The sequence below is a fragment of the Pseudoselenomonas ruminis genome, from assembly GCF_008271295.1.
Taxonomy (GTDB): Bacteria; Bacillota; Negativicutes; order Selenomonadales; family Selenomonadaceae; genus Selenomonas_A; species Selenomonas_A ruminis.
Genome location: NZ_VTOY01000022.1, coordinates 1 through 26,349, shown reverse-complemented (window position 1 = coordinate 26,349; position 26,349 = coordinate 1). Strand labels below are relative to the sequence as shown.

The 26,349-nt window shown below is 52.4% G+C and carries 24 protein-coding genes; 17 read left to right on the top strand and 7 right to left on the bottom strand.

All coding sequences use genetic code 11. From position 1 onward, the window contains the following. Positions 1-19: 19 nt before the first annotated feature. Entirely contained in the window at positions 20-2,017 is a 1,998-nt protein-coding gene (locus FZ040_RS13350; protein WP_255448904.1) for a molybdopterin-dependent oxidoreductase, read from the bottom strand. 72 nt (positions 2,018-2,089) lie between these two features. Here FZ040_RS13350 and FZ040_RS13345 point away from each other — a divergent pair, with 72 nt between their 5' ends. The 3 genes from FZ040_RS13345 to FZ040_RS13335 all read left to right on the top strand — a co-directional run bounded on the left by FZ040_RS13345 (position 2,090) and on the right by FZ040_RS13335 (position 4,566). Continuing rightward, the gene (locus tag FZ040_RS13345) at positions 2,090-2,650 is read left to right on the top strand and encodes a 4Fe-4S dicluster domain-containing protein (RefSeq protein WP_149172457.1); all 561 of its coding nucleotides are present in this window, start codon (positions 2,090-2,092) and stop codon (positions 2,648-2,650) included. Then, positions 2,640-3,824: a PucR family transcriptional regulator gene (locus tag FZ040_RS13340; RefSeq protein ID WP_149172456.1), complete on the top strand. Its 1,185-nt coding sequence runs from the start codon at positions 2,640-2,642 to the stop codon at positions 3,822-3,824. Before FZ040_RS13345 ends, FZ040_RS13340 begins: the two co-directional genes overlap by 11 nt. A 145-nt stretch (positions 3,825-3,969) precedes the next feature. Further along, the gene (locus FZ040_RS13335) at positions 3,970-4,566 is read left to right on the top strand and encodes a TorD/DmsD family molecular chaperone (RefSeq protein ID WP_187620357.1); all 597 of its coding nucleotides are present in this window, start codon (positions 3,970-3,972) and stop codon (positions 4,564-4,566) included. Between the two features lie 92 nt (positions 4,567-4,658). On the opposite strand, the gene FZ040_RS13330 is transcribed toward FZ040_RS13335, so the two are convergent. After that, complete coding sequence (locus tag FZ040_RS13330) at positions 4,659-5,456, bottom strand: carbon-nitrogen family hydrolase (protein ID WP_149172454.1); 798 nt, start codon at positions 5,454-5,456, stop codon at positions 4,659-4,661. 31 nt (positions 5,457-5,487) lie between these two features. On the opposite strand from FZ040_RS13330, the gene FZ040_RS13325 reads away from it, so the two are divergent. The 6 genes from FZ040_RS13325 to FZ040_RS13300 all read left to right on the top strand — a co-directional run bounded on the left by FZ040_RS13325 (position 5,488) and on the right by FZ040_RS13300 (position 13,742). Beyond that, positions 5,488-5,691, top strand: coding sequence for a DUF951 domain-containing protein (locus FZ040_RS13325; RefSeq protein ID WP_149172453.1), 204 nt, complete (start codon positions 5,488-5,490; stop codon positions 5,689-5,691). A gap of 276 nt (positions 5,692-5,967) precedes the next feature. Then, positions 5,968-7,257 carry an S-layer homology domain-containing protein gene (locus FZ040_RS13320; RefSeq protein ID WP_149172452.1) on the top strand — a complete coding sequence of 430 codons (1,290 nt, stop codon included), beginning with the start codon at positions 5,968-5,970 and terminating at the stop codon, positions 7,255-7,257. Positions 7,258-7,612: 355 nt separating this feature from the next. Next, the gene (locus tag FZ040_RS13315; protein WP_149172451.1) at positions 7,613-8,935 is read left to right on the top strand and encodes a putative porin; all 1,323 of its coding nucleotides are present in this window, start codon (positions 7,613-7,615) and stop codon (positions 8,933-8,935) included. Between the two features lie 278 nt (positions 8,936-9,213). Continuing rightward, on the top strand, positions 9,214-10,515 hold the full coding sequence (locus FZ040_RS13310; protein ID WP_149172450.1) for a porin: 1,302 nt from the start codon (positions 9,214-9,216) through the stop codon (positions 10,513-10,515). A gap of 277 nt (positions 10,516-10,792) precedes the next feature. Beyond that, entirely contained in the window at positions 10,793-12,139 is a 1,347-nt protein-coding gene (locus FZ040_RS13305; protein WP_149172449.1) for an S-layer homology domain-containing protein, read from the top strand. A gap of 298 nt (positions 12,140-12,437) precedes the next feature. Further along, positions 12,438-13,742, top strand: coding sequence for an S-layer homology domain-containing protein (locus FZ040_RS13300; protein ID WP_149172448.1), 1,305 nt, complete (start codon positions 12,438-12,440; stop codon positions 13,740-13,742). 108 nt (positions 13,743-13,850) lie between these two features. Here the strand turns inward: FZ040_RS13300 and FZ040_RS13295 are convergent, their stop codons facing one another. Then, positions 13,851-14,342 (bottom strand): Gx transporter family protein, encoded by a 492-nt coding sequence (locus FZ040_RS13295; protein ID WP_149172447.1) that lies wholly within the window; start codon positions 14,340-14,342, stop codon positions 13,851-13,853. 12 nt (positions 14,343-14,354) lie between these two features. Continuing rightward, on the bottom strand, positions 14,355-14,732 hold the full coding sequence (locus FZ040_RS13290; RefSeq protein WP_255448903.1) for a NusG domain II-containing protein: 378 nt from the start codon (positions 14,730-14,732) through the stop codon (positions 14,355-14,357). 90 nt (positions 14,733-14,822) lie between these two features. Here FZ040_RS13290 and alr point away from each other — a divergent pair, with 90 nt between their 5' ends. Beyond that, positions 14,823-15,932, top strand: a complete 1,110-nt coding sequence (gene alr, locus FZ040_RS13285) for an alanine racemase (protein ID WP_149172446.1) — start codon at positions 14,823-14,825, stop codon at positions 15,930-15,932. Positions 15,933-15,987: 55 nt separating this feature from the next. On the opposite strand, the gene FZ040_RS13280 is transcribed toward alr, so the two are convergent. Both FZ040_RS13280 and FZ040_RS13275 read right to left on the bottom strand, forming a co-directional pair. After that, positions 15,988-16,467: a hypothetical protein gene (locus FZ040_RS13280; RefSeq protein ID WP_149172445.1), complete on the bottom strand. Its 480-nt coding sequence runs from the start codon at positions 16,465-16,467 to the stop codon at positions 15,988-15,990. Between the two features lie 35 nt (positions 16,468-16,502). Next, positions 16,503-17,159, bottom strand: coding sequence for a Crp/Fnr family transcriptional regulator (locus tag FZ040_RS13275; RefSeq protein WP_149172444.1), 657 nt, complete (start codon positions 17,157-17,159; stop codon positions 16,503-16,505). Positions 17,160-17,371: 212 nt separating this feature from the next. Between FZ040_RS13275 and FZ040_RS13270 the strand changes: the two genes are divergently transcribed. The 3 genes from FZ040_RS13270 to FZ040_RS13260 all read left to right on the top strand — a co-directional run bounded on the left by FZ040_RS13270 (position 17,372) and on the right by FZ040_RS13260 (position 21,195). Then, positions 17,372-18,652: an NCS2 family permease gene (locus tag FZ040_RS13270; protein WP_149172443.1), complete on the top strand. Its 1,281-nt coding sequence runs from the start codon at positions 17,372-17,374 to the stop codon at positions 18,650-18,652. Positions 18,653-18,825: 173 nt separating this feature from the next. Continuing rightward, positions 18,826-20,532, top strand: a complete 1,707-nt coding sequence (locus tag FZ040_RS13265; protein WP_149172442.1) for a two-component system response regulator — start codon at positions 18,826-18,828, stop codon at positions 20,530-20,532. Positions 20,533-20,544: 12 nt separating this feature from the next. Further along, positions 20,545-21,195, top strand: coding sequence for an HAD family hydrolase (locus FZ040_RS13260; RefSeq protein WP_255448902.1), 651 nt, complete (start codon positions 20,545-20,547; stop codon positions 21,193-21,195). Between the two features lie 100 nt (positions 21,196-21,295). On the opposite strand, the gene FZ040_RS13255 is transcribed toward FZ040_RS13260, so the two are convergent. Further along, positions 21,296-21,568, bottom strand: coding sequence for a hypothetical protein (locus FZ040_RS13255; protein WP_033170625.1), 273 nt, complete (start codon positions 21,566-21,568; stop codon positions 21,296-21,298). A 249-nt stretch (positions 21,569-21,817) separates the two neighbouring features. Here FZ040_RS13255 and FZ040_RS13250 point away from each other — a divergent pair, with 249 nt between their 5' ends. From FZ040_RS13250 to sucD, 4 genes are read left to right on the top strand one after another with little or no spacing between them, the layout of a single operon-like run. Further along, entirely contained in the window at positions 21,818-22,945 is a 1,128-nt protein-coding gene (locus FZ040_RS13250; protein ID WP_149172441.1) for an aldose epimerase family protein, read from the top strand. A 12-nt stretch (positions 22,946-22,957) separates the two neighbouring features. Then, the gene (locus FZ040_RS13245) at positions 22,958-24,037 is read left to right on the top strand and encodes an iron-containing alcohol dehydrogenase family protein (RefSeq protein ID WP_149172440.1); all 1,080 of its coding nucleotides are present in this window, start codon (positions 22,958-22,960) and stop codon (positions 24,035-24,037) included. A 33-nt stretch (positions 24,038-24,070) separates the two neighbouring features. Next, the gene (gene sucC, locus FZ040_RS13240; RefSeq protein WP_149172439.1) at positions 24,071-25,261 is read left to right on the top strand and encodes an ADP-forming succinate--CoA ligase subunit beta; all 1,191 of its coding nucleotides are present in this window, start codon (positions 24,071-24,073) and stop codon (positions 25,259-25,261) included. A 3-nt stretch (positions 25,262-25,264) separates the two neighbouring features. Next, positions 25,265-26,170 (top strand): succinate--CoA ligase subunit alpha, encoded by a 906-nt coding sequence (gene sucD, locus FZ040_RS13235; protein WP_149172438.1) that lies wholly within the window; start codon positions 25,265-25,267, stop codon positions 26,168-26,170. The last annotated feature ends 179 nt before the right edge of the window (positions 26,171-26,349 follow it).

Genomic DNA, 26,349 nt, shown 5'->3' with positions numbered 1-26,349 from the left:
TTTGCAATTATAGAATTATTTACTTTTTACGGATGTTTACCAGTACGTCGTAGAGCGCGACGCCGGGGGCGCCGGTGCTTAGGCTGCCAAGGTCGCTGACGCGGCCGCCGTTTAGGGCGTTGACGGTGCCGTGTTTGCTGCTGCCTTGATAGCTCAGGATGACATCGGGGGGCAGGGTTTTATCGAAACGGACGGTTCCGGTCAGCTGCCCGTGCTGGTTCCAGAGGATGACCTGGCAGGATTCGGAAAGGCCTAGCCGTTTGGCTGGTTCAGGATGAAGGTAGACGATGGGGTATTCGGGAAGTTCCTTTCGCCGTGCGTGAATCTGGCCGTTGATGTTTTGCTGGGCGTGCGGGGTGATGAAGTAGAACGGCGTTTCCTCGGAGGGGAGAAACTCGGCGAGCTTGGCAGGGATGGGACAGCAATGGAATTTGCCGTCGCTCGTGGCGAAGTGCTGGCCCTCCCAGGCCACGGGATTTTTGCGCACTTTGATGGCACCTTTGCGCAGCTGGCGCCAGTTTTTGATGCCGATGGTTTGGCAGAGCGATTCGGGAAGCTCCCGGTCGAGGAATTCTTCATCGGTTAGATGCGCGGGGAAGGTACTGGTACCTGGGGAGAGTTCGTTGAGGCGGCGGGTCAGCAGCCGGGCGATTTCGAGGTCACTTTTGGTCTCGCCCTGGGGAGGAATTGCCCGTTCATTGATGCCGAGCCATTGCTGGAAATAGCCCGTGTAGATGTCGAGGTCTTCAAATTCGGTGGTGACGGGCAGGACGATGTCGGACATCTGGGCGGTCGTCGTCAGGAATTTGTCCGCCGTGACGATGAGCTCGAGGTTTGGCCAGAGGGCGTGGAGTTCCTGCAGGCCGACGTCCTGCGTCAGCAAATCGCGGCAGGCAATCCATAGCAGCCGGACGGGCGGATCGGTTAAGGTTTGCAGGGTGTGGGAGAATTGGTTGATGTTGACGAAACGGGTATCGTTGCGGCGCTGTTCGATGAAGCGCGGCAGCTGGAAGGCATCGCGGTCGGCGAAGTTGACCCCGCCACCGGCGATGCCGATGTTGCCCGTCAGCATTGAGAGCGCATCGATGAGCCGGATGGCAAGGCCGCCTTGCAGATGGCGCTGGAGCCCAAAACCGGCCCAAATGTGCATGGGATGATGGGCAGCAATCAAGCCGGTCAGGAAATCAATGGCTTCCTCTGACTGGTCAACGGCCGCCAGCAGTTTTGACTGGTCAATTTTGGAGAGCCCCTTCAGAAATTCCGCCAGACCTGTGATTTTATCGGATTCGGTGACAAGGGCGTGGCGTTTATGGAGCCGGCACAGGAGCAGCAGGGCCAGGGCGGTATCGCTACCGGGGCGCAACTGGATGTAGTAGTCAGCCTTGTTCGCAGTCTCGGTGCGCACGGGGTCGATTACGACGATTTTGGCGCCGCATTCCCGGGCCGCATAGAGGGCGGGCATCGTATGAATGGCTGTCCAGGCAGGGTTGACGCCCCAGAGCACGATGAGTTTGGCGTTGACGAGGGTCTGGGTCTGTGACGTAATGTTGCCGCCAAAGTCTAATTTTTGCGCATCGAGTCCTGAGGAGAAACAAGGTGTGCCGATGGTTTGTGTCGTCGGGCCGAGACTGTTGAACATGCCTTCGCAGGCATTGCGAAGCAGGCTAAAGTTTCCCGAGTATTTGTTAAGGCAGAGCGGCAATGTGGAACCAAAGCGCTCTTTGAGGTCGAGGATTTTGCGCGCGATGATTTCGATGGCTGTATCCCAGGAGATGCGCTGCCAATTGCCGGTGCCGCGTCCATGCTGGATCATGGGATAGAGAAGCCGGTCTTTGTGATAGACGGTGGAGAGGATTTGATTGCTCTTGGAGCAGAGCTGGCGATAGGCGCCGGGGGTCAGGTTGTCGCCGGATATGTGGTCGATACGCCCGTGACTCGTATAGGCGAGCATGGGGCAGGAGTCGTAGCAGTTGCGCGGACACATGTGCCGGGTGATGGTATAAGTTTGCCGGTTCAATGAGAAAATCCCCTTTCGCACTGGTTTTGTGTTATCATTATATCATATAAGTATTGGAAGGGAGGCGTGGATATGAAACCACATCAATTGGGATTTGAGGTAGATTTGTCGAAATGTGTTGGCTGCCGGGCGTGCGAACTGGCCTGCGCGCGCCAGCACCCGGAGGCGGATGGGAGCTTCCGCCATGTGGAACGGGTGGGTGATGGCACGCGGTCGCAGGCTTTTTTGACGCTGGGGTGCAATCACTGTGCCTCGCCGGAATGTATCCGCGTCTGTCCGGAAAATTGCTATGACAAACTGCGCAACGGTGTGGTCATCCACCACAGTGAACGTTGTATCGGCTGTGAGCGCTGTGTGGGGGCATGTCCTTATGGAGCGCCGCACATTAACGCGAAGACCGGAAAGGCCGAGAAGTGCGATTTCTGTCTGGACCGGCTAAAAGAAGGGAAAAAGCCGACCTGTGTCGAACTATGTCCAGCGGGTGCATTGAAAATGATTACGCTTGACGAGGAACGGACGGACTGTTCGGGCGACCCGCTCGTGCGTTATACGCGTCCGTCCATGCGTTTTATCGAAGCACGCGAGCCGGTTTGTTTCTGGCGTAAAGAGGGGAAGAATATTCATGGCAAGTGAATATGATGCCAATCAGCTTTGGCGTCATAATACAATAGAAGAAAAAATGAATATTGCCAGCCAGCAGCTCGCGCTGGAGCTGGCGGTAATCGAACCGATGGGGGATGTCCGCTATAAGACCGATGCCCTGTCCGAATCGGTGCTGTCACTGCTTCGCAATCGCCGTCAGGCACTTTTGAAGATGCAGGAGAAATCCTTCCCAGGGATTACCCTGCGCGCGCTGTCGATAAAGTCGCAGCCGCTTGGCTGGCTGGTGGTGGAGCAGGACGCAGCGGAGCTGACAGCGGCGCAGGCCGATTTTCTAGACCAGCTCGTGCATCATCTAAACTTCCTGCTCTGGCATGAACAGGAGATTATCCGGGAGCAGCGGAATCATCGGGAGCAGTTCCTTTACGATTTGCTGTACCATAATTTTGAGACTTCCGATGAGATGATTAAACTCGGCAAGCTCTGGAATCTGGACTTGGAACTGCCGCATCATGTCATGGTGATTGAGTTCGACAACCCGCTGCCAGCGGGGCAGGAGAAATATTTTCTCGACGTGCTCGAGCATGACTGGTCGCGGTTTTTGGCGTCAAGGTTTGCGCAGCCGGTTATGATACAGCTGCGGGATCAGCTCGTGGTTCTGCTGGCGGATTCTGCCCGGAACCTGCGCAGTCAGGGCGATTTCACCAAGATTATCCGCTTGCTGATGACGCAGGTCCGGGAGCGCAGTCCGCAGCTGCCGCCCTTTTCACTGGGCATTGGCCGTCTGTATCCACTGGCGTCTGACCTCTGCCGCAGCCTGCAGGAGGCCCGTCAGGCGGTCAGCCTGGGCAGGTTCCGCCAGCCGGAAAACGGAATTACCTGTTATGAGGAACTTGGCGTGCTGAAACTGCTCTCCCATATCCGGACCGAGGAGCTCGACGATTTCGTGCAGGAGACGCTGGGGCCCCTCCTGGAATACGATGAGGAAAACAACACGGGCTATCTCGATACATTGGAGGCCTATTTTCAGGAGAACGAGTCGCTGCCGAAGGCCAGTGAGCGGCTTTTTATTCATGTCAATACGCTGCGCAACCGCTTGAAGAAGATTCAGGAGATACTGGGCGTAGAACTCGGACAGGCCAGTGATCGGGTGCGTTTTTATGTGGCCTGCCAGGCAATCCGCATCATCAAACGGACAAAGTATTAATATTTTATTTAATCCTTTGTGGAAATATATACATTTTGTCATAGATGTTTGGAGAAATTTACAGTCTCGTTGGGCAAAAGTTTTAGTAAAATGAATAGTAAAATCGAAGAGTGCGGAAAATTTTTAGAAAAGGTGTGAAATGGAAATGTGTGGAAGCAAGGAAGCCTTGCTGCAAAAAGCAGAGATATACCGAGAGTTGTCGGAGTATTATTCGGGAGTCCTGCGTTCGGGCAAAGCAGCAGCCAAGCATATCGGCGCGCTGCTGCCGGGACGGGTTGTTGTGCCGAAGATTGATGTCGACAGTGCTTACGACTACAATCAGCTCTTTATCGGGCCGAGCACGCTGCTGGCGCCGCCGTTTGAGGCGTTTTATCATAAGGTCAGCCCCACGGTGCTCGAATCGGAAAATCTGCTGGTGCGCAATGCCTGCGTGGAGGCAGGGCTGGCATCCGCTGAGGAAGGCGATGAATTGGACGGTCATGTCTTTTATGCCTTTGCTTTTGTGAGCAAATTGCTTGAGACGCTGGCTGACCAGCCGTCGCTGGAGTCCAAGGAGGCCTATGGCCTCTGGCACACCTATCAATGGTTTTTGAAGGAGCATATCTTCGCTTGGATTTATGACCATCTGTGCGATGTGCGCCGTTATAGCGTATCGTCTTTCTGCAAAGACGTCGCGGCGGCGATGAACACCTTCCTGCTGTCGGAGCAGGATTTGATTGCCCTCGAGGCTTGTGAAGCGTAATCCCTGCTTTGCAGGCTTTTCCCCTATATTGACGTTCCCTTTTTTATAACGTAAAATAAGACGCAAGGAGCAGGCTGTCTGCTCCTTGCGTCTTATTTTTTCGGCTTGGATTGATATAATGTCTCGCGGCGGTCGGCGAGAACATCCATGGTTTCTTTTATCTGGGTGCGGATGGCTGGTCGCAGATTTCCCTGCAGGATACATTCCTCTTCCCCGGCTTCGGCGAGGATTTCGCCCCAGGGGTCGATGATGGCGGAGTGACCGGCCAGCATCGTGTCGTGCGGGCCGAGCCCTGCTTCGTTGCAGGCCACGACGAAAATCTGGTTTTCGATGGCCCGGGCGCGGATGAGCGTCTGCCAGTGAAACAGCCGTGCCTGCGGCCAGGCGGCCGGCAGGAAGAGCACGCTGATGTCAGCAAGTACCAGCTGGCGGGTGAATTCAGGGAAGCGGATATCATAGCAGACGGCTATGCCGCATTTGACGCCGTCGAGCGTAACGGTCACGAGGCTGTTTCCAGGCTCGAAATCGTCGGCTTCGCCGCTGGGCGTGAAGAGGTGCGTTTTGTGGTAGGTGGCGGCCAGCTGCCCTGTGCGGTCAAAGACATAGCAGGTATTGAAGACCTGTTTGCCGATGGCGTTGGCGACGGTGCCGCCGACGATGTTGACCTGATAGCTGGCCGCAAGTTTTGACAGGATGTCGCGCATCTGCCGTCCGTCGGCGTCGGCGTAGTCTAAAATCGGCTGCGGGTAGAAGCCAACGGGCCATAGCTCGGGCAGCAGCAGGATGTCGGGGCGGTCCTCCATAGCGGCTTCGGCCATGCGATAGAGGCTGGCGATATTCTTTTGGGGCTCGCCTAATGCGACTGCCATCTGCAGGACAGCAACTTTCATAGTAAATCACCTCATGAGGGGAGAAGATAGAATGGAAAAACAACAGTACAGCCTGGGCGATATCGTTCGCATGAAGAAGCCGCATCCCTGCGGCAGCAGTGAATGGGAAATCCTGCGGGTCGGCATGGACTTCCGCTTGAAATGCCAGGGGTGCGGTCACCTGGTGATGCTCCCGCGGCCAAAATTCGAGAAAATGGTGCGTGCTATCGTAAGACACGCCGATTCAGAAAACTAAAAACAATTATATCATATCCTGGGCGGCGCGAAACAGCCGCTTTCGGGAGAAAAAAGATGCCCGCTGGTTCGCTCGTTAGAATCAGTGGGCATTTTTTACAACACAGGCGACGAAACAGGATTGATACTTGTAAATTTGTAACGATTATGTTATCATGGGATACATGTTCACGATTAAAGGACATTCGCGGAGGAAACAGGGAAACTCCGGCGGAATTTATCCATTAAGAACGAACAAGCACATTTTTATTCTATATTTTGGGGAGGAGTTTCGATTATGAAAAAGACTCTTGTATCCGCACTGACGACGGCTCTCGTTATCGGCGCTGCCAGCACGACGTTTGCTGCTGCTCAGAATCCGTTTCAGGATGTACCGGCTGACCACTGGGCATACGATGCTGTAGACCAGCTGGCGAAAGATGGCGTTGTAACGGGCTATGGCGATGGCACGTACAAAGGCCAGAAACAGATTACGCGTTATGAGATGGCCGTAATGGTTGCCCGCGCAATGGCAAACAACAAAGGCGTAACAGTTTCCGGCAACGACAAAGCCCTGTTGGACAAGCTGGCTGCTGAGTTCGGCGATGAGTTAAACAACCTGGGTGTTCGTGTAACGAACCTCGAGAAGAATGCCGACAAAGTAAAATGGACGGGCGAAGCTCGTTACCGTTACTGGAGTTATCGCGATGAGGGCAAGGACAAGAAGAACATCGACCATGTTTCCTTCCGTTTGTTCCCGACGGCTGAAATCAACGACAACTGGTCCGTCAAAGCTCGTCTGACCAGCAACTTCCACATGGATCAGGATGATTCGGACAATACGAAACTGTCCTACATCTTTGCGGAAGGCAACTACGGCAGCTTCAATGTTAAAGCTGGTAAGATGCCGTTCTACTCCACCAACGACGATGGCCTCGTCATGGATGATTTCTTCTCCGGCGTTCAGGCTACGGTTGGCAACAAAGTAAAACTCACGGCTGAGGCTGGCCGTTGGAACATCAATGAGGATGCCAATGCCAAAGTAAAGGATGGCGCAGAAGCAGATACTGCCAGCTATCAGGGCGTTCAGCTGAATGCGGAGCAGGGCAAACTGACGGGGGGCCTTGGCTATCGTCACTTCAGCAGCGAAGTCTTCAAGAAGGCTAAAGGCTACAAAGCGAATAAGGACGATGCTGACATCCTGTCCGTAGGTGCCCGTTACACCTTCGATAAGAACTGGGCCGTAGCTGGTGCGTATGCCGAGAACACGGATGCCAAAGACTACAAGAAGTCCGGCAGTGCGGAAATCGACTACAAGGGTGCCAACAAAGCCAACAAGGGTTCCTTCGGTGCTTTGGTAGCATACCGTCACCTGGGCAGCAATGCTTCGCTGATGCCGACCTTTGATACGGCTCATGCACTCTTTGCTCCGTACAATACGCTCAACGAAAAAGGCTGGGATTTCTCCGCAAGCTATGTTCCGATGAAGAACACCCTGACGACGCTGGGTTACTTCAACGGCAAACAGTTCGCCAACCATGACAAAAAAGCTGAGACGCTTTACGCTCGCGTAAGCTTCTTCTTCTGATAATCCCTTGCTGGATTAGAAGGCCTTCCCTTATGGGGAAGGCCTTCTTTGTTTAATCGAAATATAATCCTAGGATATTATGGAAGGAAACATAATTATTATCCGGAAAGGGGAAACGGTTGCGGAGCAGTCGGGATGGGCTTTCAGGTTATTTTTAGATGTTAAAACGGTCTGAGAGACAAGTTATCAGACTGTTAAAAAATATTTGCAATTAGTAGCGTTGCGTGCTAATATGAAGTCAATCGGGAGAGAATGATAAGGAAGACGCTGAGGAAACATGGACACTCATGGGAATTCCTTACCGGACCTTTCTCGGGACAGACATTTTTGTTTTATGAAAAGGGAGGAATTTCTAATGAAAAAGACTCTTGTAACTGCACTGACGACTGCACTGGTAGTCGGCGCTGCTAGCACGACGTTTGCGGCAGCAAACCCGTTCACGGATGTACCGGCAGACCACTGGGCATACGATGCAGTAGCTCAGCTGGCTAAAGACGGCGTTATCACGGGTTATGGCGATGGCACCTACAAAGGCCAGAAACAGATCACTCGTTATGAGATGGCTGTAATGGTTGCTCGTGCTATGGCTAACAACAACGGCGTAAATGTTTCCGGCAACGACAAAGCCCTGCTGGACAAACTGGCTGCTGAGTTCGGCGATGAGCTCAACAACCTGGGCGTTCGCGTAGCTAACCTCGAGAAAAACGCTGACAAAGTAAAATGGAACGGCGAGGCTCGTTATACTTATACGAGCAAACGTACGGAGAACCTGGCTGGTGTTAAAAACAAAGCCAATGCTGATGAGATGCTGCTCCGTCTCGAGCCGAGCGCTGAAGTCAACAGCAACTGGCATGTAAAAGCACGTCTCGATGGTCGTACGGATCTCAACAAAGATGCCGATACGAAGAAAGATGGCGATGTAAAACTGCAGCGCATCTGGGCACAGGGCGACTACAAGAACTTCCAGGTAAAACTTGGTAAGTTCGGCGTTGCTACGAATTATGACAACTCCCTGATGCTCAATGATCAGGCTTCTGGTGCTGCTGTAACGGTTGGTAACAAACTCAAAGCTACGGTATTTGCTGGCCGCATTGACTTAGCTGATGATTCTACGCTTGATAGTGCTGGTTTGGTTGCTGGTTGGACGGATAAGCTTGATGCTAATTATCATAAAGATTCAGCAGCAAATCTTCAGAGTGTTGCGCTGACGTACAAGACGGGCAATCTCTCCGGTACGGCTGCTTATTATAATGCAACTTCTGATGCACTTAAGACGGATGCGTATGCTAAGAGCGGCAAGGAAGACACCTTTGGTGCTTGGGAGGTTGCTGGTTCCTATAAACTCGGCAAAGATGTAGCTCTCGGCGGCGCTTATATCAAGAACGAGAAAGCTGACTACTACAACAAGGCTGGCATGGTACAGCTCGACTATAAGGGTGCTCAGAAAGCCAACAAGGGCACTTGGGGTGCTTATGTAGCATACCGCCATATCGGCAAATATGCAGTACTCGATGCTAACCAGGATGATGCACAGCTCAACTCCAAGGGCTGGGCAGTTGGCGGCAACTACACGCTGTTCAAGAACACGGTTGCTAACGTGAAATACTTCAACGGTGAAGACCTGAACACGAAGAAAGACGTTTCCAAACTCTTCGGCCGTGTTGAGTTCTTCTTCTAATCGATTATCTTTCGATTGGTCAGACCTTCCTCATTTTGAGGAAGGTCTTTTTCTTATTCTTATAGTTGACTTAGAAAACTATCTAATCAAAACATAAGGAAAGAATAATCGTTCATTAATTGTAATTGACTTTGTCAAGTAATATAATTAAATCATCCCAAGGGACAGGGACGCGAAAGAGCGCTGAGGAAACATGGACACTCATGATGCTCCGCCAACCTGAACCAGAGGATGACACATTTTTTACTTTTCGTTTTTACGAAATGGAGGAGATTATCATGAAAAAGACTATTGTATCTGCACTGACCACGGCACTGGTTGTAGGTGCTGCTTCCACTACCTTTGCCGCTACGAACCCGTTCCAGGATGTACCGTCTGACCACTGGGCATACGATGCGGTAGCTCAGCTGGCTAACGATGGTGTCATCGAAGGTTATGGCGATGGCAACTTCAAAGGTGACAAACAGATTACGCGTTATGAGATGGCTCAGATGGTTGCCAAAGCAATGGCAAAACAGAATGTCAGCGGCAACGACAAAGCCCTGCTGGACAAACTGTCCGCAGAGTTTGCGGATGAGCTCAACAACCTGGGCGTTCGCGTAAGCAACCTCGAGAAGAATGCCGACAAAGTAAAATGGAATGGCGAGGCTCGTTATACTTATACGAGCCAGCGTGAAGAAAACGCTGCCGGCTCCAAAGACCGTGATAACGACAACGAGCTGTTGTTCCGCCTCGAGCCGAGCGCTGAAGTCAACAACAACTGGCATGTAAATGCTCGTATCGATGCCAAGACGGATCTCAAGAGCGACAGCGAGAAAAAAGCTGGCGACAGCGATGTAAGCCTCAAGCGCATCTGGGCTGATGGCCAGTATGGCAACACCAACATCAAACTCGGTAAACTGCCGATGCAGCTCGACAAAGACCTGCTCTTCGATGATGAGATTTCCGGCGCATCCCTTAGCACGGGCAAAGACCTCAAACTCACGCTGCAGGCAGGCCGCTATGACCTGACGGGTAGCACGAACAACGCTGCTGTAAAGGCCGCTGGTAAAGATGCTGCTGGCAACGATATCAACGATACGGCTAGCATGCAGAGCGTTGGTCTGCAGTATGGCAAGGACAAACTGTCCCTGGGTGCTGCCTACCACAACCTCGAGAGCGACAACTTCAAGAAGATGGCTGGCTATCGCAATGGCGAGGCTTCTGACAAAGCTCAGATCTGGTCTGCTAATGCCCGCTATGCCTTCGACAAGAACGTAGCCCTCGCTGGTACCTACGCTGAGAATGCCAAAGCTGACAACTACAAGAAAGCTGGTTCCGTAGAGCTCGACTACAAGGGCGCTGAGGATGCCAACAAGGGTACTTGGGGTGCTTATGCCGCATACCGTCACCTCGGCCAGAACGTAGCCTTTGACCCGTCCTATGATGGTGCATGGGCTGGCACGAAAGGCTGGGAAGTAGGCACGAACTACACGCTGGCTAAGAACACGGTTGCAACCCTCAAATACTTCAACGGCGAAAAACTCGGTGATGGCAAAGATGCTGAGAAACTCTTCGGCCGCGTTGAGTTCAAATTCTAATAGAGCTATCGAATTATTGATTCGAATCGAAAGCCTTCCCTTTCGGGGGAAGGCTTTTTGGTGTAATTGTTTAAAAAAAACATGAAAAAATGCGAAAAATCACGAAAAAATTATGTGGAACCGTTGTCAAGAAACACCATTTATGATATTATAAGAATCGTCCGAGGGAAAGATACCGGGGGTACGAGGAAACAAGGATACTCGTGGGGAAACGAACCTGGTATACCTTCTTAGGGACGAGGGGTTATTTATTCTATATTTAGGGGGAGTTTCTATTATGAAAAAGACTCTGGTATCCGCATTGACGACTGCACTGGTAGTTGGTGCTGCAAGCACGACGTTCGCTGCTCAGAATCCGTTCACGGATGTTCCGGCAGACCACTGGGCATACGATGCTGTAGCTCAGCTGGCTAAAGACGGTGTTGTAACGGGTTATGGCGATGGCACGTACAAAGGCCAGAAACAGATCACTCGTTATGAGATGGCTGTAATGGTTGCCCGCGCTATGGCTAACAACAACGGCGTAACGGTTTCCGGCAACGACAAAGCACTGCTGGATAAACTGGCTGCTGAGTTCGGTGATGAGCTCAACAACCTCGGTGTTCGCGTAGCTAACCTCGAGAAAAATGCCGATAAAGTTGCATGGCATGGTACGGCAGAGTATACGTTCCAGCATTATATGACGGATGGTCAGGCTATCGATGGAAAAGACAGCCGCAACAACGTGCTGTTCCGTCTCGAGCCGAGCGCTGAAGTCAACAATCATTGGCATGTAAAGGCTCGTCTCGATGCTGATACGGATCTTGATACGGATAAAGCAAATGATGCTGACCATGATAAAGTATCACTCAAACGTGTTTGGGCTGAGGGTAACTACGGCAGCATGACTTACAAATTCGGTAAATTTGCCGCTCCGGATGATGATACGATTACCGATACGCCGTTCTCCGGTGTTGAGGTTGGCTACAACCCGGCTGGTGATGGTGTAAACTTCATCGCTGGTGCTGGCCGTGTCAACAGCCCGGCTGCTTTGAATCATGAAGCTGCTCTGAATGCTTTTACTGGTGAATATAATAACTGGAGCGGTGTCCTTAATGATGATGATTTGGCCGCTAACTATCAGTATGTTGGCCTTGGCCTCGACAAGGGTAAACTCACGGGTGCAGTTCGTTGGCATCATCTGAATGCAGCTGGTTTCAATAAGGACGGTGTGAAGAACGCTTATTCCAACTCCAAGACGGATGAGGCTAACATCATTCTCGCGAAAGGCGCTTACCGCTTCAGCAAGAATGTAGCTTTCAAAGGCTTCTATGCTCAGAACCATGATGCAGATTACTACAACAAGGCCGGCAGTGCAGAGCTCGATTATAAGGGTGCACAGGCTGAGAACAAAGGCACCTATGGTGCTTGGGTAGCATATCGTCACCTCGGCCGCAACGCTTTCGTTGCCAGCCCGTGGGATGTTATCAACATCGATAACCATGGTCAGAAAGGCTTCGAAGTTGGCGGCAACTACGCTATGTTCAAGAACACGATTCTGACGCTCCGTTATGGCAAAGGCAAAGACCTCCAGTCGGACAAAGACGTTCAGAACCTCTTCGGCCGCGTAAACTTCCTGTTCTAATCGAACCAAGGAATTTACGAATAAGCTGAAACAGATATAAATCTGGCGGATAGAATTTCTTTTGATACAAAACAAAAGAAATTCTATCCGTTTTTTAATTACTTAAACGAACTTTAATGATTATATGAGAATAATTATCACGAAATTGCTTGCTTTTGCAAAATATTTATGATAATATTAATGCTGTTCTGAGGGACAATTAAGAAAATTGGCGAGGAAACATGGACACTCACAAGTTTTTCTAATTTTCTCCGGAACGTTAATGGTAAATTATTTTATTATGAGGAGGGGTTCTTTTATGAAAAAGACTCTTGTATCCGCACTGACGACGGCTCTCGTTGTTGGCGCAGCTAGCACGACGTTTGCAGCAGCAAACCCGTTCTCCGATGTTCCGGCTGACCACTGGGCTTATGATGCTGTAGCACAGCTGGCTCAGGATGGCGTTATCACGGGCTATGCTGACAGCACGTACAAAGGCAACAACAAAATCACTCGTTATGAGATGGCTGTAATGGTTGCCCGCGCTATGGCTAAGAGCCAGAACGTAACGGTTTCCGGCAACGACAAAGCCCTGCTGGACAAACTCGCAGCTGAGTTCGGCGACGAGCTCAACAACCTCGGTGTTCGCGTTGCTAACCTCGAGAAAAATGCTGATAAAGTAAAATGGAACGGCAAAGCTGAGTACGATTTCAAGCGCACGAACACGGAAGGCCAGAGCGCTGCTAAGGACCGTCATGACGATGTCAACAAAGTTCTGTTCCGCCTCGAGCCGTCCGCTGAGGTCAACAGCAACTGGCATGTAAATGCACGTCTCGATGCTACGGTTGCTCATCTTGAGAGAGATGCTGACGTAGATAGCAAAGGTGAAGGCGACAACGGCAGCGTTAAACTGAAACGTATCTGGGCACAGGGCGACTACACGAACTTCTCCACGAAGCTCGGTAAATTCGCTCCGATCGATGATGACAGCATCTTCGATACGACGTTCTCCGGTGCTGAAGTTTCCTTCGGCAAAGCTCTGAAACTGACGGCTGGTGCTGGCCGCATCAACAATTCTGATGCAGATGCTGACGATGTTGCAAACTATCAGTATGCTGGCCTCGGCTATGACTTCGGCAAACTGTCCCTCGGTGCTGACTACCATCACCTGAACACGAAGTCTGGCCTTGATTATACGGCTAAAGATTCTGCTGATAACCATGTTGCTTATTCCAACAATCCGAATACGGATGAAGCTAACATCTGGCTGGCAAAAGGCGCTTACACCTTCGACAAGAACTGGGCTGTAAACGGCTACTATGCTGAGAACCATGATGCTGACTATTACAAGAAAGCAGCTGCTGCTGAGCTCGACTATAAAGGCGCTCAGGATGAGAACAAAGGCACTTGGGGTGCTTGGGTAGCTTACCGTCACCTCGGCAACAACGTTGACCTGTTCAACACCTACGATGCTATCGATGCTGGCCAGAAGGGCTGGGAGATCGGTGCTAACTACACGCCGTTCAAGAACGTCGTAGCTGTAGCTCGCTATGGCAAGAACAAGGATCTCCACACGGATGTTAAATCCGACCGCATCTTCGGTCAGGTTAACTTCCTGTTCTAATCCTTGCGATTACAAGCAGTTTACTGACAGTAAAAGCCTCCGCAATGCGGAGGCTTTTTGGTATGCAAAAAAAGCCTTCCCCAGGGGGGAAGGCTTTTGGGGGCCTGCTTAATTATTTTTGTGAACAAGTATTTTTGTGGCAGTCCAGCCGAGCAGGATGCCGGTCAGGAGGCCGCAGGGGCCGAGAATGGGCAGGTAGCAGAACAGCTGGGGACTGCCGATGGCGAGACTCGCCGCTAGCAGTTGTCCGATATGGTGGCAAAAGCCTCCCGCAGAGCTGATGCCTAACGGCGAAAAGCGGCCGCTTTTTTGGAGCAGAACCATCGCGGCAAAACTCATAAGGCCGCCGGACAGGCTGTAGAGCAGGATGGTTGGGCCGCCGCCGAACAGCGAGGCCAGTACGATGCGCAAAAACAGCACCAGGGCGGCGTCCTGCCAGCGCGGCAGGGTGTAGAGCGCGATAAGCGTTATGATATTGGCCAGGCCAAGTTTTGCCCCGGGGGCCAGAAACGGCAGGGGAATAAGCCCTTCGAGCAGGAACAGGACCAGCGATTGACCGGTCAAAAGTGCCAGATATACCAGTTTTTTCGTAGAACGCATAAGGCCTCCTGATTAACGCATGGGAATAAGGCCGCTATCCGTCTGGCTTCCCTTTACTTCGATGAGCAGTTTATGGGGCAGGCAGGCGATGATGTCACCGGGCTTTTTGGCAGGGCCCTGCATGACGCAGAGTTTGTCGGGGCAGTCGGCGTCGGTCACGGCGATGGTGTCCTCCTCGACAACGATGGTATTGCTGTGACCGCCGGCTGTGGTTTGGACAAAGGTATCACGCCCCGTATGCCCCGACAGGGCAACGCGGCGGATAAGCTTCCCGTCGACGGTGATGTCGGCATAGAGGCGGTCAGGCGTTTGACTTGTCAAAAACAGCAGTGGCGCAAACGATATGAATAATAGTAAGAGTATGAGCAGGATATCCGCTCTATTCAGCATTTTCTTCATATTATCTATTATAGACTTTCCAGAGCTAGTTTGCTATACTTTACAATTGTACGAGATTGTAAACAAAGGAGCGCGAGCAGTATGCCGAATCGTCCAGCCTGGGCCGAGATAGATTTAGGGAAGCTTTCCCATAATTATGAAGAAATCAAGAAACAGCTGAAACCGGGGGTGAAACTCTGTGCCGTGGTCAAGGCTGATGCCTATGGTCATGGTGCCGTGCCGGTGGCTCAGGTGGCCGTGGCGGCTGGCGCGTCCTATTTGGCAGTGGCAACGCTTTCCGAGGGCATTGAACTGCGCGAGGCGGGCTTTACGACGCCGATTCTGCTGCTGGGGCTCGTAATGCCGGAAGATGCCAAGGACGTTGTCGACTACGATATCACGCAGGTGGTCTGCGAAATGGAGCTGGCCAAGGCCCTGTCGGCCGAAGCTGTCCGCCAGCATAAGACGGCGAAGGTTCATTTAAAGGTCGATACGGGCATGGGCCGCATCGGCGTGCGCCCCGAGGAAATCGGGAAACTTGCGGCAGAGATGGAGAAGCTTCCGGGGATTGAAATCGAGGGCATGTTCTCGCATTTTGCCATGGCCGATTGCAAGGATAAGGCCTATACGAAGATGCAGCTTGATAAGTTCCGTCAGGCCATTGCGGCGGTGGAGGAACAAGGCATTACGATTGCCATCCGCCATATTGCTGAGTCGGCGGCAATCCTTGAGATTCCTGAGGCGCATTTTGATATGGTGCGCGCAGGCGTTATCCAGTATGGCCTTTGGCCGTCGGAGGAAGTCACGCATCCGATTGATTTGCAGCCGCTGATGAAATTGCAGGCAAAGGTCGTCTGGATTAAGGATTTGCACAAGGGGGAGAGTATCGGCTATGGCCGTGCGTTTGTGGCCGAGCGTGAGTGCCGCATTGCAACGCTGCCCGTTGGGTATGCCGATGGCTATATCCGTGCGTATAGCCCGCAGGGCTTTGTGGAGATTCACGGGAAGCAGGCCAAAATCGCCGGCCGCGTCTGCATGGACCAGGTTATGGTTGATGTGACCGACATTCCCGAGGTGAAAATCGGCGACGTGGCGACGCTGTTCGGCAGTGAGACGCTGACGATTGACGATGCGGCGGAGTGGCTCGGAACGATAAACTACGAGGTGCCATGCCTAATCTCCCCACGCGTGCCGCGGGTATACGTGAAATAAAAAAGGGCCGCCAGCTTTTGATGAGCTGGCGGCCTTTTGGTATGCGGCAGGTGGTTTATTCGGCAACCTGCCGTTTCCAGTACTCTAAGTCGGGAGCGTTTAGGGGCAGGTCGATGGTCTGGCCGTTGTCGTAGTAGAAGCGGAAGCGGACGCTGTCGGCTTTGCGGATGGCGGGCAGGCTGGCGCGCGGCAGTTCGACGAACAATTTGTTTTCGTTCTGATAGGGATGGTCTTTGCTCGTGCCGGGCGGTTCCTGCTTGACGGCGGCCTTCATTTCCCAGGCGTCGCCATCGGTGTAGAGGATGGCTTCTGGCTTGAGCTTCGAGCTGTCATAGCGCCAATCCCAGATGGTCAGCACGGCGCCTTCCAAGGAGCCGGTTTCCGTGCGGGAGCTTTGGAAATCAATGCGGCAGTAGGAGGAGAGGCTGTCGGCACTGCGATGGTCGAGGCTCCAGATGAAGGAGAGACCAAAGACACCGAGCAGCATCAGCCCGATGCCGCCGAAGAATAGAAGTTTTTTTAGTGAAAAAAACATAATAACGGGATAATCCTTTCCAAAACGATAAAAGATTATTCGATAATTTCATCGAATGCTTTGTGCAGGGCAGCCTGCTGTTCTTTGTTGATGGTGATTTTGCCGTGCAGCAGGCTGATGAGACCAGCTTCCTTGAGCTTCGTGACGCCGCGGTTGACAGTCTTGACGCTGGTGCCGATGTCGTCGGCAATCTGCTGGCGGCTCGTGTGCAGGATGAACATATCCGTTTCAATCGTTCCGAGACGTTTGACGAGATAGCTGTGGAGGCGTTCGAGGCTCGGCAGGAATTTGACGCGGCCGGCCTCGTTGGACGTCGGATACATCTTAGCGGCTAAGAGCTGAGCGACGGCCAGGGCAAAATCGTTATCGGTGCGCATCCAGAGCAGGAAGGTCTCGGCGCTCATGGCCAGCACTTCACAGGTGGTGACGGCCTCGTTTGAGGCGGCATAGACTTCCTGACCAGCCAGGACTTCGAGGTCGCCGACGAGGTCGGGGACTTCCAGCGAAGCAAAGGTATAGCGCTGGCCGCTGGCAAATTCGTTGCTGACGCGCGTGCTGCCGCGGGTCAAAAGATAGACGTGGTCGGCGCGTTCGCCCTTGCGGACAACCGATTCACCCGGCAGAAAAACCTTGTGGGTGGTCTGGCGTTTGATGCCTTCTGGCATGTGGTCGAGCATATAATCAAGCTTCATGGCGATTTCCTTTCTCTACGTTGTTATCTTTCTATTATATAATATTTTTCCCGTAAGGCAAATACTGGCCAATTACGAGCCACGAATATTCAGAATAATAATAACTGAAAATTTTTAGGACATTAAAGACAGATGTCCTTTTTTATTGTTTTGCGAATGTGTAAACTAGATATGTAATCAAGTGATACAAAACAGGAAGGAGAACGCGCCCTATGAAAAAGTTGTTCGACGGCGCATTGCAGAAACGGAAGACTTGGCAGCGCGAAGTGATTGCGGGCGTAACCGCTTTTTTTGCGATTTCCTATATCATCATTGTCAATCCGATGATATTGGCTGATGCGGGAATTCCTGCGGAGTTATCGGTCTTTGCGACGATTTTCTCGTCGGTTATCGGCTGTTTGCTCATGGCGTTCTGGTCGGATGCACCGATCGTGCTGACGCCGGGCATGGGAATCAACGCGTTCTTCACCTATACGATTTGTGTTAATATGGGGCTTCATTGGCATGAGGCGATTGCGATTTCGCTGGTATCGGGCCTTATCTTTGTCTTTGTCGCCTGCACCAAATGGTGTACGCGGCTGAGTCAGGCAGTGCCGGGGTCGCTGAAGTCGGCGATTACGGCCGGTATCGGTCTTTACCTCGTGGAGATTGGCCTCGAAAAGGCGCAGCTCATCCAGCGTGGCGCCAACTCCATGGTGGAGCTTGGGAGCCTTACGAATCCGGTGGCGCTCTTGGCGCTCTTCGGGCTCGTGCTTAGTCTCCTGCTTTACTTCCGCAAGGTTATGGGCGGTTTCTTTATCGCCATCCTCGTGACCAGTGTGGTGGGCTACTTCGTGGGAATCCGCGATGCGGCTCCGATGGATTTGAACTTTGCGAATCTAGCTTTCTACCCCCAGCTTTTGCTGAAGGCAGATTTTAGTAATATGATGAGCATACCGTTTTTGCTTTCGGTATTCTCGATGTCCATGATCATGATTTTTGAGACCATGGGCCTGCTGGAGGGAATTCTTCCCGACCAGCGCAAGTTTAAGAAAACCTTCGAGGGATCGGCGTTTACGACGATGTTCTCAGGGTTGTTGGGTACCAGTCCGACGGTGGCGGCGGCAGAAAGCGCAGCCGGCATCGCCAGCGGCGGCCGCACGGGGCTTATGGCTCTTACGGCAGCTGTACTGTTTGCCCTATCCCTTTTCTTTATCCCTCTTCTTTCATTTGTGCCCCAGGCTGCGATTGCACCGGTTATTATCATTACGGGTGCGATGATGATGCAGCAGCTCCAGTATGTGGAATTCAATGATTTCTCGGAATGGTTCCCCGCCTTTCTGGTTGTCGTGCTGATTCCTTGGTCCGGTAGTATTTCTACTGGTCTCGCCTTTGGGTTTACGGCATATCCCCTGCTGAAACTCATGAATGGGCGACGGCAGGAAGTTCACGTACTGGGGTACGGGCTTGGCTTTCTTTTCCTCTTGAACCTTGTTTTCCAGGCAGGGTTCTAATAAAGAATTTACATAAAGCTTTTGATAAAAGGCTTCGGATGATTCCCTACAAAATCATCCGGGGCCTTTTGTCATGCGCAAAAGTGACGTATTTTGTTCTTGGCAAATTCTGAATAATCGCGGTATAATATTAGTAGCTGTACACTAAAGTTTTGTGCAAAGAAGGCGATATTGTGGATGAAAAACCAGTGATGCTGATTGTTGATGATGTAGAAATCAACCGGGTTGTGTTGGCCCAGTTTTTTCAGGATGAATACACCATCATCGAGGCAGTAAATGGGCAGGAAGCCCTGAAAGTTATCGAGAGCCAATCCGTGAGCATTGTACTGGTTGACCTGGTCATGCCTGTCATGGATGGCTTTGAAGTCTTGTCTTTTATCAAACATCATGACCAGTATGCCCAGATTCCCGTCATTGTCATGACGGCCCGCAGCGATGGTTCCAGTGAGGCGCGGGCGATGGAAATGGGCGCGGCCGATTATATCGTCAAACCATATAATCCAACGATTGTGCGCTGCCGCGTCAAAAATGTCATGGCACGGCAGGAGAACGAATGGCGCAAGGTGGAGCAGGTCGCCAAAGACCAGCAGCTCGCGCTCATGCATGGCTATATTGAAAAGGACTCGCTGACCGGAATCTACAACCGCGAGACATTCTACCGCAAAGCGGCGGCGCTGATGCAGGCGAACCGCGGCGTTTCGTATAATATCGTGTATCTCGATATCAGCTGCTTCAAGGCCATCAACGATATGTTCCGCATCGATACAGGCAATCTGGTCCTCAAAACGGCAGCCGTTTATTTCCAGGTCGTGGCCGGGGATACGGGAATCTGCGGCCGCATCGAAGCAGATCATTTTGCCCTTTGCCTGCCGGCTTCCCAGGTGGATATGGATGGCATCATGGAAGGTCTCGACCGCACGATTGCCTCACTGGGAATCAGCCATAATATCGTTTTTCATGCGGGGGTATATCCGGTGGATAATGCCTTCCTGCCCATTGATCAGATGTGTGGCCGGGCCTATATGGCGCTTAGCCGCATCAAGGGCGATTACAAACAGCGGTATGCCTACTACGACCAGGGCATGCGCGATTTGATGCTGGAAGAGCAGATGATTGTCCGCGATATGGAGTTTGCGCTGGTGGGGCGTCAGTTCTGCATCTATCTGCAGCCGGTCTGCAATATCAAGACCAATGAAATCGTTTCGGTGGAGGCGTTTGCGCGCTGGAATCATCCGCATAACGGCCTCATTTCGCCAGCGCGGTTTATCCCGGTGTTTGAGCGCAGCGGCTTTATCGGCCGGCTGGACCGGTTCATCTGGGAGGAGGCCTGCCGGTTCTTGAGTCTCCAGCGGGAGCGCGGCGGCAAGGTGGTGCCGGTATCGGTCAATGTGTCCCGGCTGGATTTATACAATCTGGGATTGTTGGACTTCTTGCAGAGCCTGCTCAAAAAATACGGGCTGGAGCCGTGGATGCTGCGGCTGGAAGTAACGGAGAGTGCCTATACGGATAATCCCCAGCAGATGATTGAGATGGTCGGCAAGCTCCGGGCAAATGGGTTTGTCGTCATCATGGACGATTTTGGCAAGGGCTATTCGTCGCTGAATCTGCTAAAAGATTTCGCCGTCGATGCACTGAAAATCGATATGTCGCTGCTGCAGGAAGTCGAGCGTTCCGAGCGGGCGGGCGTCATCGTGGAAGCGGTGGTAGCCATGGCCAAGAAGCTGGCGATGGACATCATTGTGGAAGGCGTCGAAACCAAAGCGCAGGTCGAATATCTGGCGGGGATTGGCTGTGAGACGATACAGGGGTATTATTTCTCGCGGCCGCTTTCTGAGGCTGATTTTTTGGTGCGGATGCTTCGTGAGCAGGCGGCAGAATAAAGGAGAATTTTTTTGAATCACAATATCGGAGCTTTTATCTTTGATATGGATGGTGTCATCATCGACAGTGAACCCATCCATTCCCGCGTTAAGATGGATACGTTTCGTCATTTCGGACTTCCCTTTGACGAGGCAGACCTCATTCATTATATGGGGCGTACCAGTGGCGAAATGTTCCAAGAGGTCATCGATAGCGCTGGGCGCAAGGACCTCACGCCAGAGGAACTGACGGACTACAAGCATAAGCACTATCTGGAAGTGCTCAAAAGCGGCGAAATCGAGCCGGTCAAGGGCACGGTGGAACTCATCAAGGCGCTTAATGAGGCCGGGATTCCAATTGCCCTGGCGACCTCCTCCTGGCCGGTGGTGGTGGAGACGATACTTGATGCCTTTGCCATCCGGCCGTATTTCCAGTCGGTGCTTTCGGGCAGCGATTTGCCAGCCAGCAAACCGGACCCGGCGATTTACCGCATAACGGCGGAGCGCCTCGGCGTCAGTCCTGCGGACTGCGTGGTGCTTGAGGATACGAAAAACGGGATACTGGCGGCCAAAGGTGCCGGCATGTACTGCATTGCCTACCGGAATCCAAATTCAGGGAAACAGGATTTGAGCCTGGCCGATTGCATCGTAGATGACATCAGCGAAATAAAACTTGATATTTGATAAAAAAACGGTCATTACGAGCAGTTTATACCTCGTAATGACCGTTCTTGCTTTATAAAATAGTATGATTTGAGTCCGGATATTGCTGTGAGTAATGTTTTTACACGATAGCGAAGCTTTCGATGGCGCCATACTGGATGAATGGCGTGGCATCGGTGGGGTCGCCTTCTAGGATTGCCTGACGAACAACTTCCACGTTGTCCTCGGCGATGTGGATGCGGCCTTCGGCTTGTTCTTCCTCTACCTTGGTCAGCAGTGCTTTACGGGCGACTTTGAGATCACGGTAGATTTCCTGATTGTAGAACACATTCATGGATTTCTGGCTCTTATCTTCATCGCAGTTGAAGAAGATAAAGGCTTTCTTCTCTTTCATATAGAATCCCCCTTTTCAGCCAAATACTTCGGAAAGTTTTTGGATATGGTGACATTATATCACAATTTTTGCGGAATGATAAATCCAAAGGCGAAAGGGGTGTAAAACTGTATAACAAGATGAAACAAGACGATACGAAATCGTTTGACAAATAAAAATGAATAGAGTAAAGTAACAATTGTACAGAATTGTTTATAATTGTTTGAAATAAACAGCAATTCGAAAACTGAAGTCCTGGAGGGATATGTCATGGCTATGATTAAAAAAGAAGCATTCGGCAAACTCAGTGATGGACGGGCAGTGGAGCTTTATACGCTGCGCAATACGAAGGGAACCGAAGCCAAGATAACGACTTATGGGGCACGGCTCGTGAGCTGGCGCGTTATGGGGCCGCAGGCGAAATTCGTCGATGTTGTGCTGGGCTATGCCGATGCGGCGGCCTATGAGAAGGACGATACGAGCATGGGCGGTATTGTCGGGCGCCATGCCAACCGCATTGCGGGCGGCAAAGTCGTTTTGAACGGCAAGGAATACCAGCTCGATCTCAATACGGGTTCCAAGATGCAGAATCATATCCATGGAGGCTTTCAAGGGTTTCATGACCGGCTGTGGACGGCCGAGGAAGTCTATGAGGGCGTCAAACTGACGTATCATGCCAAGGATGGCGAGGGCGGCTACCCCGGCAATATGACGGTGTCGGTGCTCTATTCCCTGTCGAACGACAATGAGCTTTCCATCAGCTATGAGGCAACCTGCGACCAGGACACGATTTGCAATCTGACGAATCACACGTATTTCAACCTAGATGGTTTTGAATCGCCGTCGATTTTGGATCAGAAGATACAGCTGTTTGCGGATACTTATACCTGGGCGGATGAAGAATCCCTGCCCGACGGGCGCATCATGGAGGTGGCGGGAACGCCGATGGACCTCCGCGAGCCGACCCGTATCGGGGAGCATATCGATGAGGATTTCGATGAGCTCCGGATGGGAAAAGGCTATGACCACAATTGGATTATCCGCGATGAGAAGCCGGTGGTCGAGATGAAGCCCGGGATGTTTGGCTATGACCCGCACTGTCCGCTCGATTATCTGCAGGGCGGACTCAAGAAAGCGGCGTATGCCGAGTCGGATAAGACGGGGCTTACGCTGATCTGCTATACGACCCAGCCGGGGGTTCAGTTCTATACGGGCAATTTCCTCTGCGGCGGCATCAAGGGCAAAAACGGCGTGGAGTTCCCGTACCGTTCGGGGTTCTGCCTCGAGACGCAGTTCTATCCGAATTCGCCGGCTAATCCGTCGTTCCCGCAGCCAATCCTGAAGAAAGGCGAGACCTTTAAGGCGCAGACCGTATATGTTCTTTGGCCGAAAGAGTAAGGGGTGGCAAAGATGCAAGGAAGATACACGATGACGTTTCCCGATTATACCATCGGGGTCGAGGCTTATGAAAAAATCCGTGAGGTCTGCCCGCGTTATGGCAAGACCGTAGTTGTAATCGGTGGCCGCAAGGGCATCGAGGCGGCGCAGGAGAAGATGACGAAGGCTGTCGAGGGGGTCGGTCTGGAATTTACCGGCTTTTTGCTCGCGGGTAAAGAATCCTCCTATGAGAATGTGGAGAAAATCTGCAATGACCAGGCCTTTATCGATGCCGATATGATTTTTGCTGTGGGCGGTGGCAAGGCCATTGATACGGCCAAACAGGCTGCGCATATGCATCATAAACCGTTTTTTACCTTTCCGACAGTAGCGGGCAGCTGCGCGGCGGCGGACAGTATCGCCACCATCTACAATGAAGATGGAACGTTCCGCGAGTATGCCTATTCTGACGAACCGCCAGTTCATGTCTTTCTTTGCACCCGGATGCTGGCGCAGGCACCGGTGGAATTTTTGCTGCGGGGCATCAGTGACACGATGGCCAAATACTACGAGGCGCAGATTGCTTCCCGCGGCAAGGTGCTCGGCCATCGGGACGGTATGGGAATCGCGCTTTCGCGGATGTGCCTCGACCCGCTCTATGCGTATGGGAAGCAGGCGGTCGCTGACAACAAGGAGCATAAGGCGACGGCGGCGTTTGAGGAAGTCGTGCTTTCTGTCGTCATGACCAGCGGCATGGTATCGAATTTTGCGGCACCGGAATACAACGGCCATATTGCGCATACGCTGTTCACGGAGCTGACGAATATCACGGCTGGCGAGAACGGCTGCGAAAGGCACAGCGGGCTGGCTGCTTATGGCATTTTGCTGCTGTTGCTCTGCGATGGCCAGCAGGCGGAATTTGAACGCTTTTATGCGTTCTGCAAGGAAATCGGGCTGCCAACCAGCCGGCAGGATATCTGTGCCAGTGAGGAAGATATCCGCCGGGTGTTCAAGGCAACAGAAGCCAAACAGGATGTTGGCATCATGCCGTATAAAGTCACCCAGGAAATGCTGCATGAAGCGGCAGACAAACTGGAACAGATGAAGAACTGAATAAGGAGAACCAGCTATTAGGGGGGCAAGACTATGAATATCCATGAGTATCAAAGCAAAGCAATCCTGAAATCGTACGGGGTTAATGTACCCAATGGAATGCCGGCCTTCAGTGTAGATGAGGCGGTGGAAAATGCCGAAAAGCTGAGTACGCCTGTCGTGGTGGTCAAGGCGCAGATTCACGCTGGCGGCCGCGGCAAGGCGGGCGGCGTGAAGATTGCCAAGAACCTCGAGGAGGTAAGGCAGTACGCAACCGAAATCCTTGGGAAAACGCTGGTGACGAAACAGACGGGGCCTGAAGGCAAGAAGGTAAACCGCCTGCTTATCGAGGAAGGTTCGAATATCAAAAAGGAATATTATCTGTCGTTTGTCATCGACCGCCAGACGGCGCGCGTCGTCATGATGGGCTCGGAAGAGGGCGGCATGGAAATCGAGAAGGTGGCAGCAGAGATGCCCGATAAGATTTTCAAGGAATACATTGACCCGGCTGTGGGCCTTATGCCGTTCCAGGCCAGCCGCATGGCCTATGCGATGCACTTCCCTCAGCCGGCAGTCCGCAAGGTGACAAAACTCATGGGCTGTCTCTACAATGCCTTTGTCGGCAAGGATTGCAGCCTGGCGGAAATCAATCCGCTGGTGGTGACTGCTGACGATGATGTCATCGCGCTCGATGCGAAGCTCAATTTCGATGACAGTGCCCTGTTCCGCCATCCTGATGTCGAAGCCCTGCGGGACGAGAGTGAGGAAGATGCCAAGGAGCGCCGGGCGGCTGAGGCCGGACTCAACTACGTCAACCTCGGCGGTGACGTCGCCTGTATGGTAAACGGTGCCGGCCTCGCCATGGCTACGGTCGATATCATCAAATACTATGGTGGCGAGCCAGCCAATTTCCTCGATGTCGGCGGCGACAGCACGCCCGAAAAGATTGCCGAGGCCTTTAGCATCATGCTCGACGGCGGTCAGGCCAAGGGGATTTTCGTCAATATCTTCGGCGGCATTAATAAGTGCGACCTCGTGGCTGAGGGCATTGTGGAAGCTGCCAAGATTATCTCGCAGGATGGCAAGAGCCTGCCAGTTCCGGTTGTCGTCCGACTGGAGGGAACGAATGTGGAACGCGGCCGTGAAATCCTGAAGAACACGCCGATTGAAAATGTCATTATGGCGCCCACGATGGAGGGCGGCGCAGAAGAGATTGTCAGACTGGTAAAAGAAGCGGAGGCGTGAGTCATGGGCGTTTTAGTGGGTAAAGATACGAAGGTAATCGTTCAGGGGATTACGGGCAAGGCCGCAGCCTTCCATACGAAACAGATGCTGGATTACGGTACGAAGATTGTCGCCGGTGTCACGCCGGGCAAAGCTGGCCAGCAGGTTGAGGGCGTGCCGGTGTTCAATACGGTCAAGGAGGCCGTAGCGGCAACGGGGGCGACGGCCTCGGTTATCTATGTGCCGGCGCGGTTTGCGGCTGATTCTATTATGGAGGCCGTGGATGCCGGGCTGGATTTGGCGGTCTGCATTACCGAGCATATTCCGGTGCAGGATATGGTAAAGGTTCGCCGCTATATGGAGGGCAAAAAGACGCGCCTTATCGGACCAAACTGCCCGGGAATCCTCACGGCAGATGAGGCGAAACTGGGGATTATCCCCGGCTATATCTATAAGAAAGGTCATGTCGGCGTCATTTCCCGTTCGGGAACGCTGACGTATGAGGCTTCGTTCCAGCTTACGGCGGCAGGCATCGGACAGACAACGGCTATCGGCATCGGCGGCGACCCGGTAAAGGGGACGGATTTCATCGATGCGCTCAAGCTGTTTAAGGATGACCCGGACACGAAGGCGGTGCTCATGATTGGCGAAATCGGCGGCACGGCTGAGGAAGATGCGGCCAAGTGGATTGCGGAGAATATGCCGGATAAACCAGTAGCGGCCTTTATCTCGGGCCGTCAGGCACCTCCGGGCAAACGCATGGGGCATGCAGGCGCTATCATCAGCGGCGGCAAGGGAACCGCTGCCGATAAAATCAAGGCGCTCAATGCCGTTGGCATCGAGGTGGCCGATACGGTGGCTCATATTGGGGAAACCGTGGTAGCGACGCTGAAAAAAGCGGGCATTTATGAGGAATGCCATACGTGCTGAAAGAATAGTTAGTGGGGAATATTCAAAGGGGCTGTAAAGCATCCCTTTATATTGACACAAAAGGTAGAAGCCTCCATAAGTTAGAGGGATTCCTCTAACTTATGGAGGCTTCTATGAATTTATCCACGCATTTTTTACAAAATACAGTTTATCGGTTCGTGGAGCCTTATTCGAAGCAA

Bases quoted from the DNA above. Each gene is read 5' to 3' on its own strand.
- FZ040_RS13345 (WP_149172457.1), top strand. From the start codon at position 2,090: ATGAAACCACATCAATTGGGATTTGAGGTAGATTTGTCGAAATGTGTT.
- FZ040_RS13340 (WP_149172456.1), top strand. From the start codon at position 2,640: ATGGCAAGTGAATATGATGCCAATCAGCTTTGGCGTCATAATACAATA.
- FZ040_RS13335 (WP_187620357.1), top strand. From the start codon at position 3,970: ATGTGTGGAAGCAAGGAAGCCTTGCTGCAAAAAGCAGAGATATACCGA.
- FZ040_RS13330 (WP_149172454.1), bottom strand. From the start codon at position 5,456: ATGAAAGTTGCTGTCCTGCAGATGGCAGTCGCATTAGGCGAGCCCCAA.
- FZ040_RS13325 (WP_149172453.1), top strand. From the start codon at position 5,488: ATGGAAAAACAACAGTACAGCCTGGGCGATATCGTTCGCATGAAGAAG.
- FZ040_RS13320 (WP_149172452.1), top strand. From the start codon at position 5,968: ATGAAAAAGACTCTTGTATCCGCACTGACGACGGCTCTCGTTATCGGC.
- FZ040_RS13315 (WP_149172451.1), top strand. From the start codon at position 7,613: ATGAAAAAGACTCTTGTAACTGCACTGACGACTGCACTGGTAGTCGGC.
- FZ040_RS13310 (WP_149172450.1), top strand. From the start codon at position 9,214: ATGAAAAAGACTATTGTATCTGCACTGACCACGGCACTGGTTGTAGGT.
- FZ040_RS13305 (WP_149172449.1), top strand. From the start codon at position 10,793: ATGAAAAAGACTCTGGTATCCGCATTGACGACTGCACTGGTAGTTGGT.
- FZ040_RS13300 (WP_149172448.1), top strand. From the start codon at position 12,438: ATGAAAAAGACTCTTGTATCCGCACTGACGACGGCTCTCGTTGTTGGC.
- FZ040_RS13295 (WP_149172447.1), bottom strand. From the start codon at position 14,342: ATGCGTTCTACGAAAAAACTGGTATATCTGGCACTTTTGACCGGTCAA.
- FZ040_RS13290 (WP_255448903.1), bottom strand. From the start codon at position 14,732: ATGCTGAATAGAGCGGATATCCTGCTCATACTCTTACTATTATTCATA.
- alr (WP_149172446.1), top strand. From the start codon at position 14,823: ATGCCGAATCGTCCAGCCTGGGCCGAGATAGATTTAGGGAAGCTTTCC.
- FZ040_RS13280 (WP_149172445.1), bottom strand. From the start codon at position 16,467: ATGTTTTTTTCACTAAAAAAACTTCTATTCTTCGGCGGCATCGGGCTG.
- FZ040_RS13275 (WP_149172444.1), bottom strand. From the start codon at position 17,159: ATGAAGCTTGATTATATGCTCGACCACATGCCAGAAGGCATCAAACGC.
- FZ040_RS13270 (WP_149172443.1), top strand. From the start codon at position 17,372: ATGAAAAAGTTGTTCGACGGCGCATTGCAGAAACGGAAGACTTGGCAG.
- FZ040_RS13255 (WP_033170625.1), bottom strand. From the start codon at position 21,568: ATGAAAGAGAAGAAAGCCTTTATCTTCTTCAACTGCGATGAAGATAAG.
- FZ040_RS13250 (WP_149172441.1), top strand. From the start codon at position 21,818: ATGGCTATGATTAAAAAAGAAGCATTCGGCAAACTCAGTGATGGACGG.
- FZ040_RS13245 (WP_149172440.1), top strand. From the start codon at position 22,958: ATGCAAGGAAGATACACGATGACGTTTCCCGATTATACCATCGGGGTC.
- sucC (WP_149172439.1), top strand. From the start codon at position 24,071: ATGAATATCCATGAGTATCAAAGCAAAGCAATCCTGAAATCGTACGGG.
- sucD (WP_149172438.1), top strand. From the start codon at position 25,265: ATGGGCGTTTTAGTGGGTAAAGATACGAAGGTAATCGTTCAGGGGATT.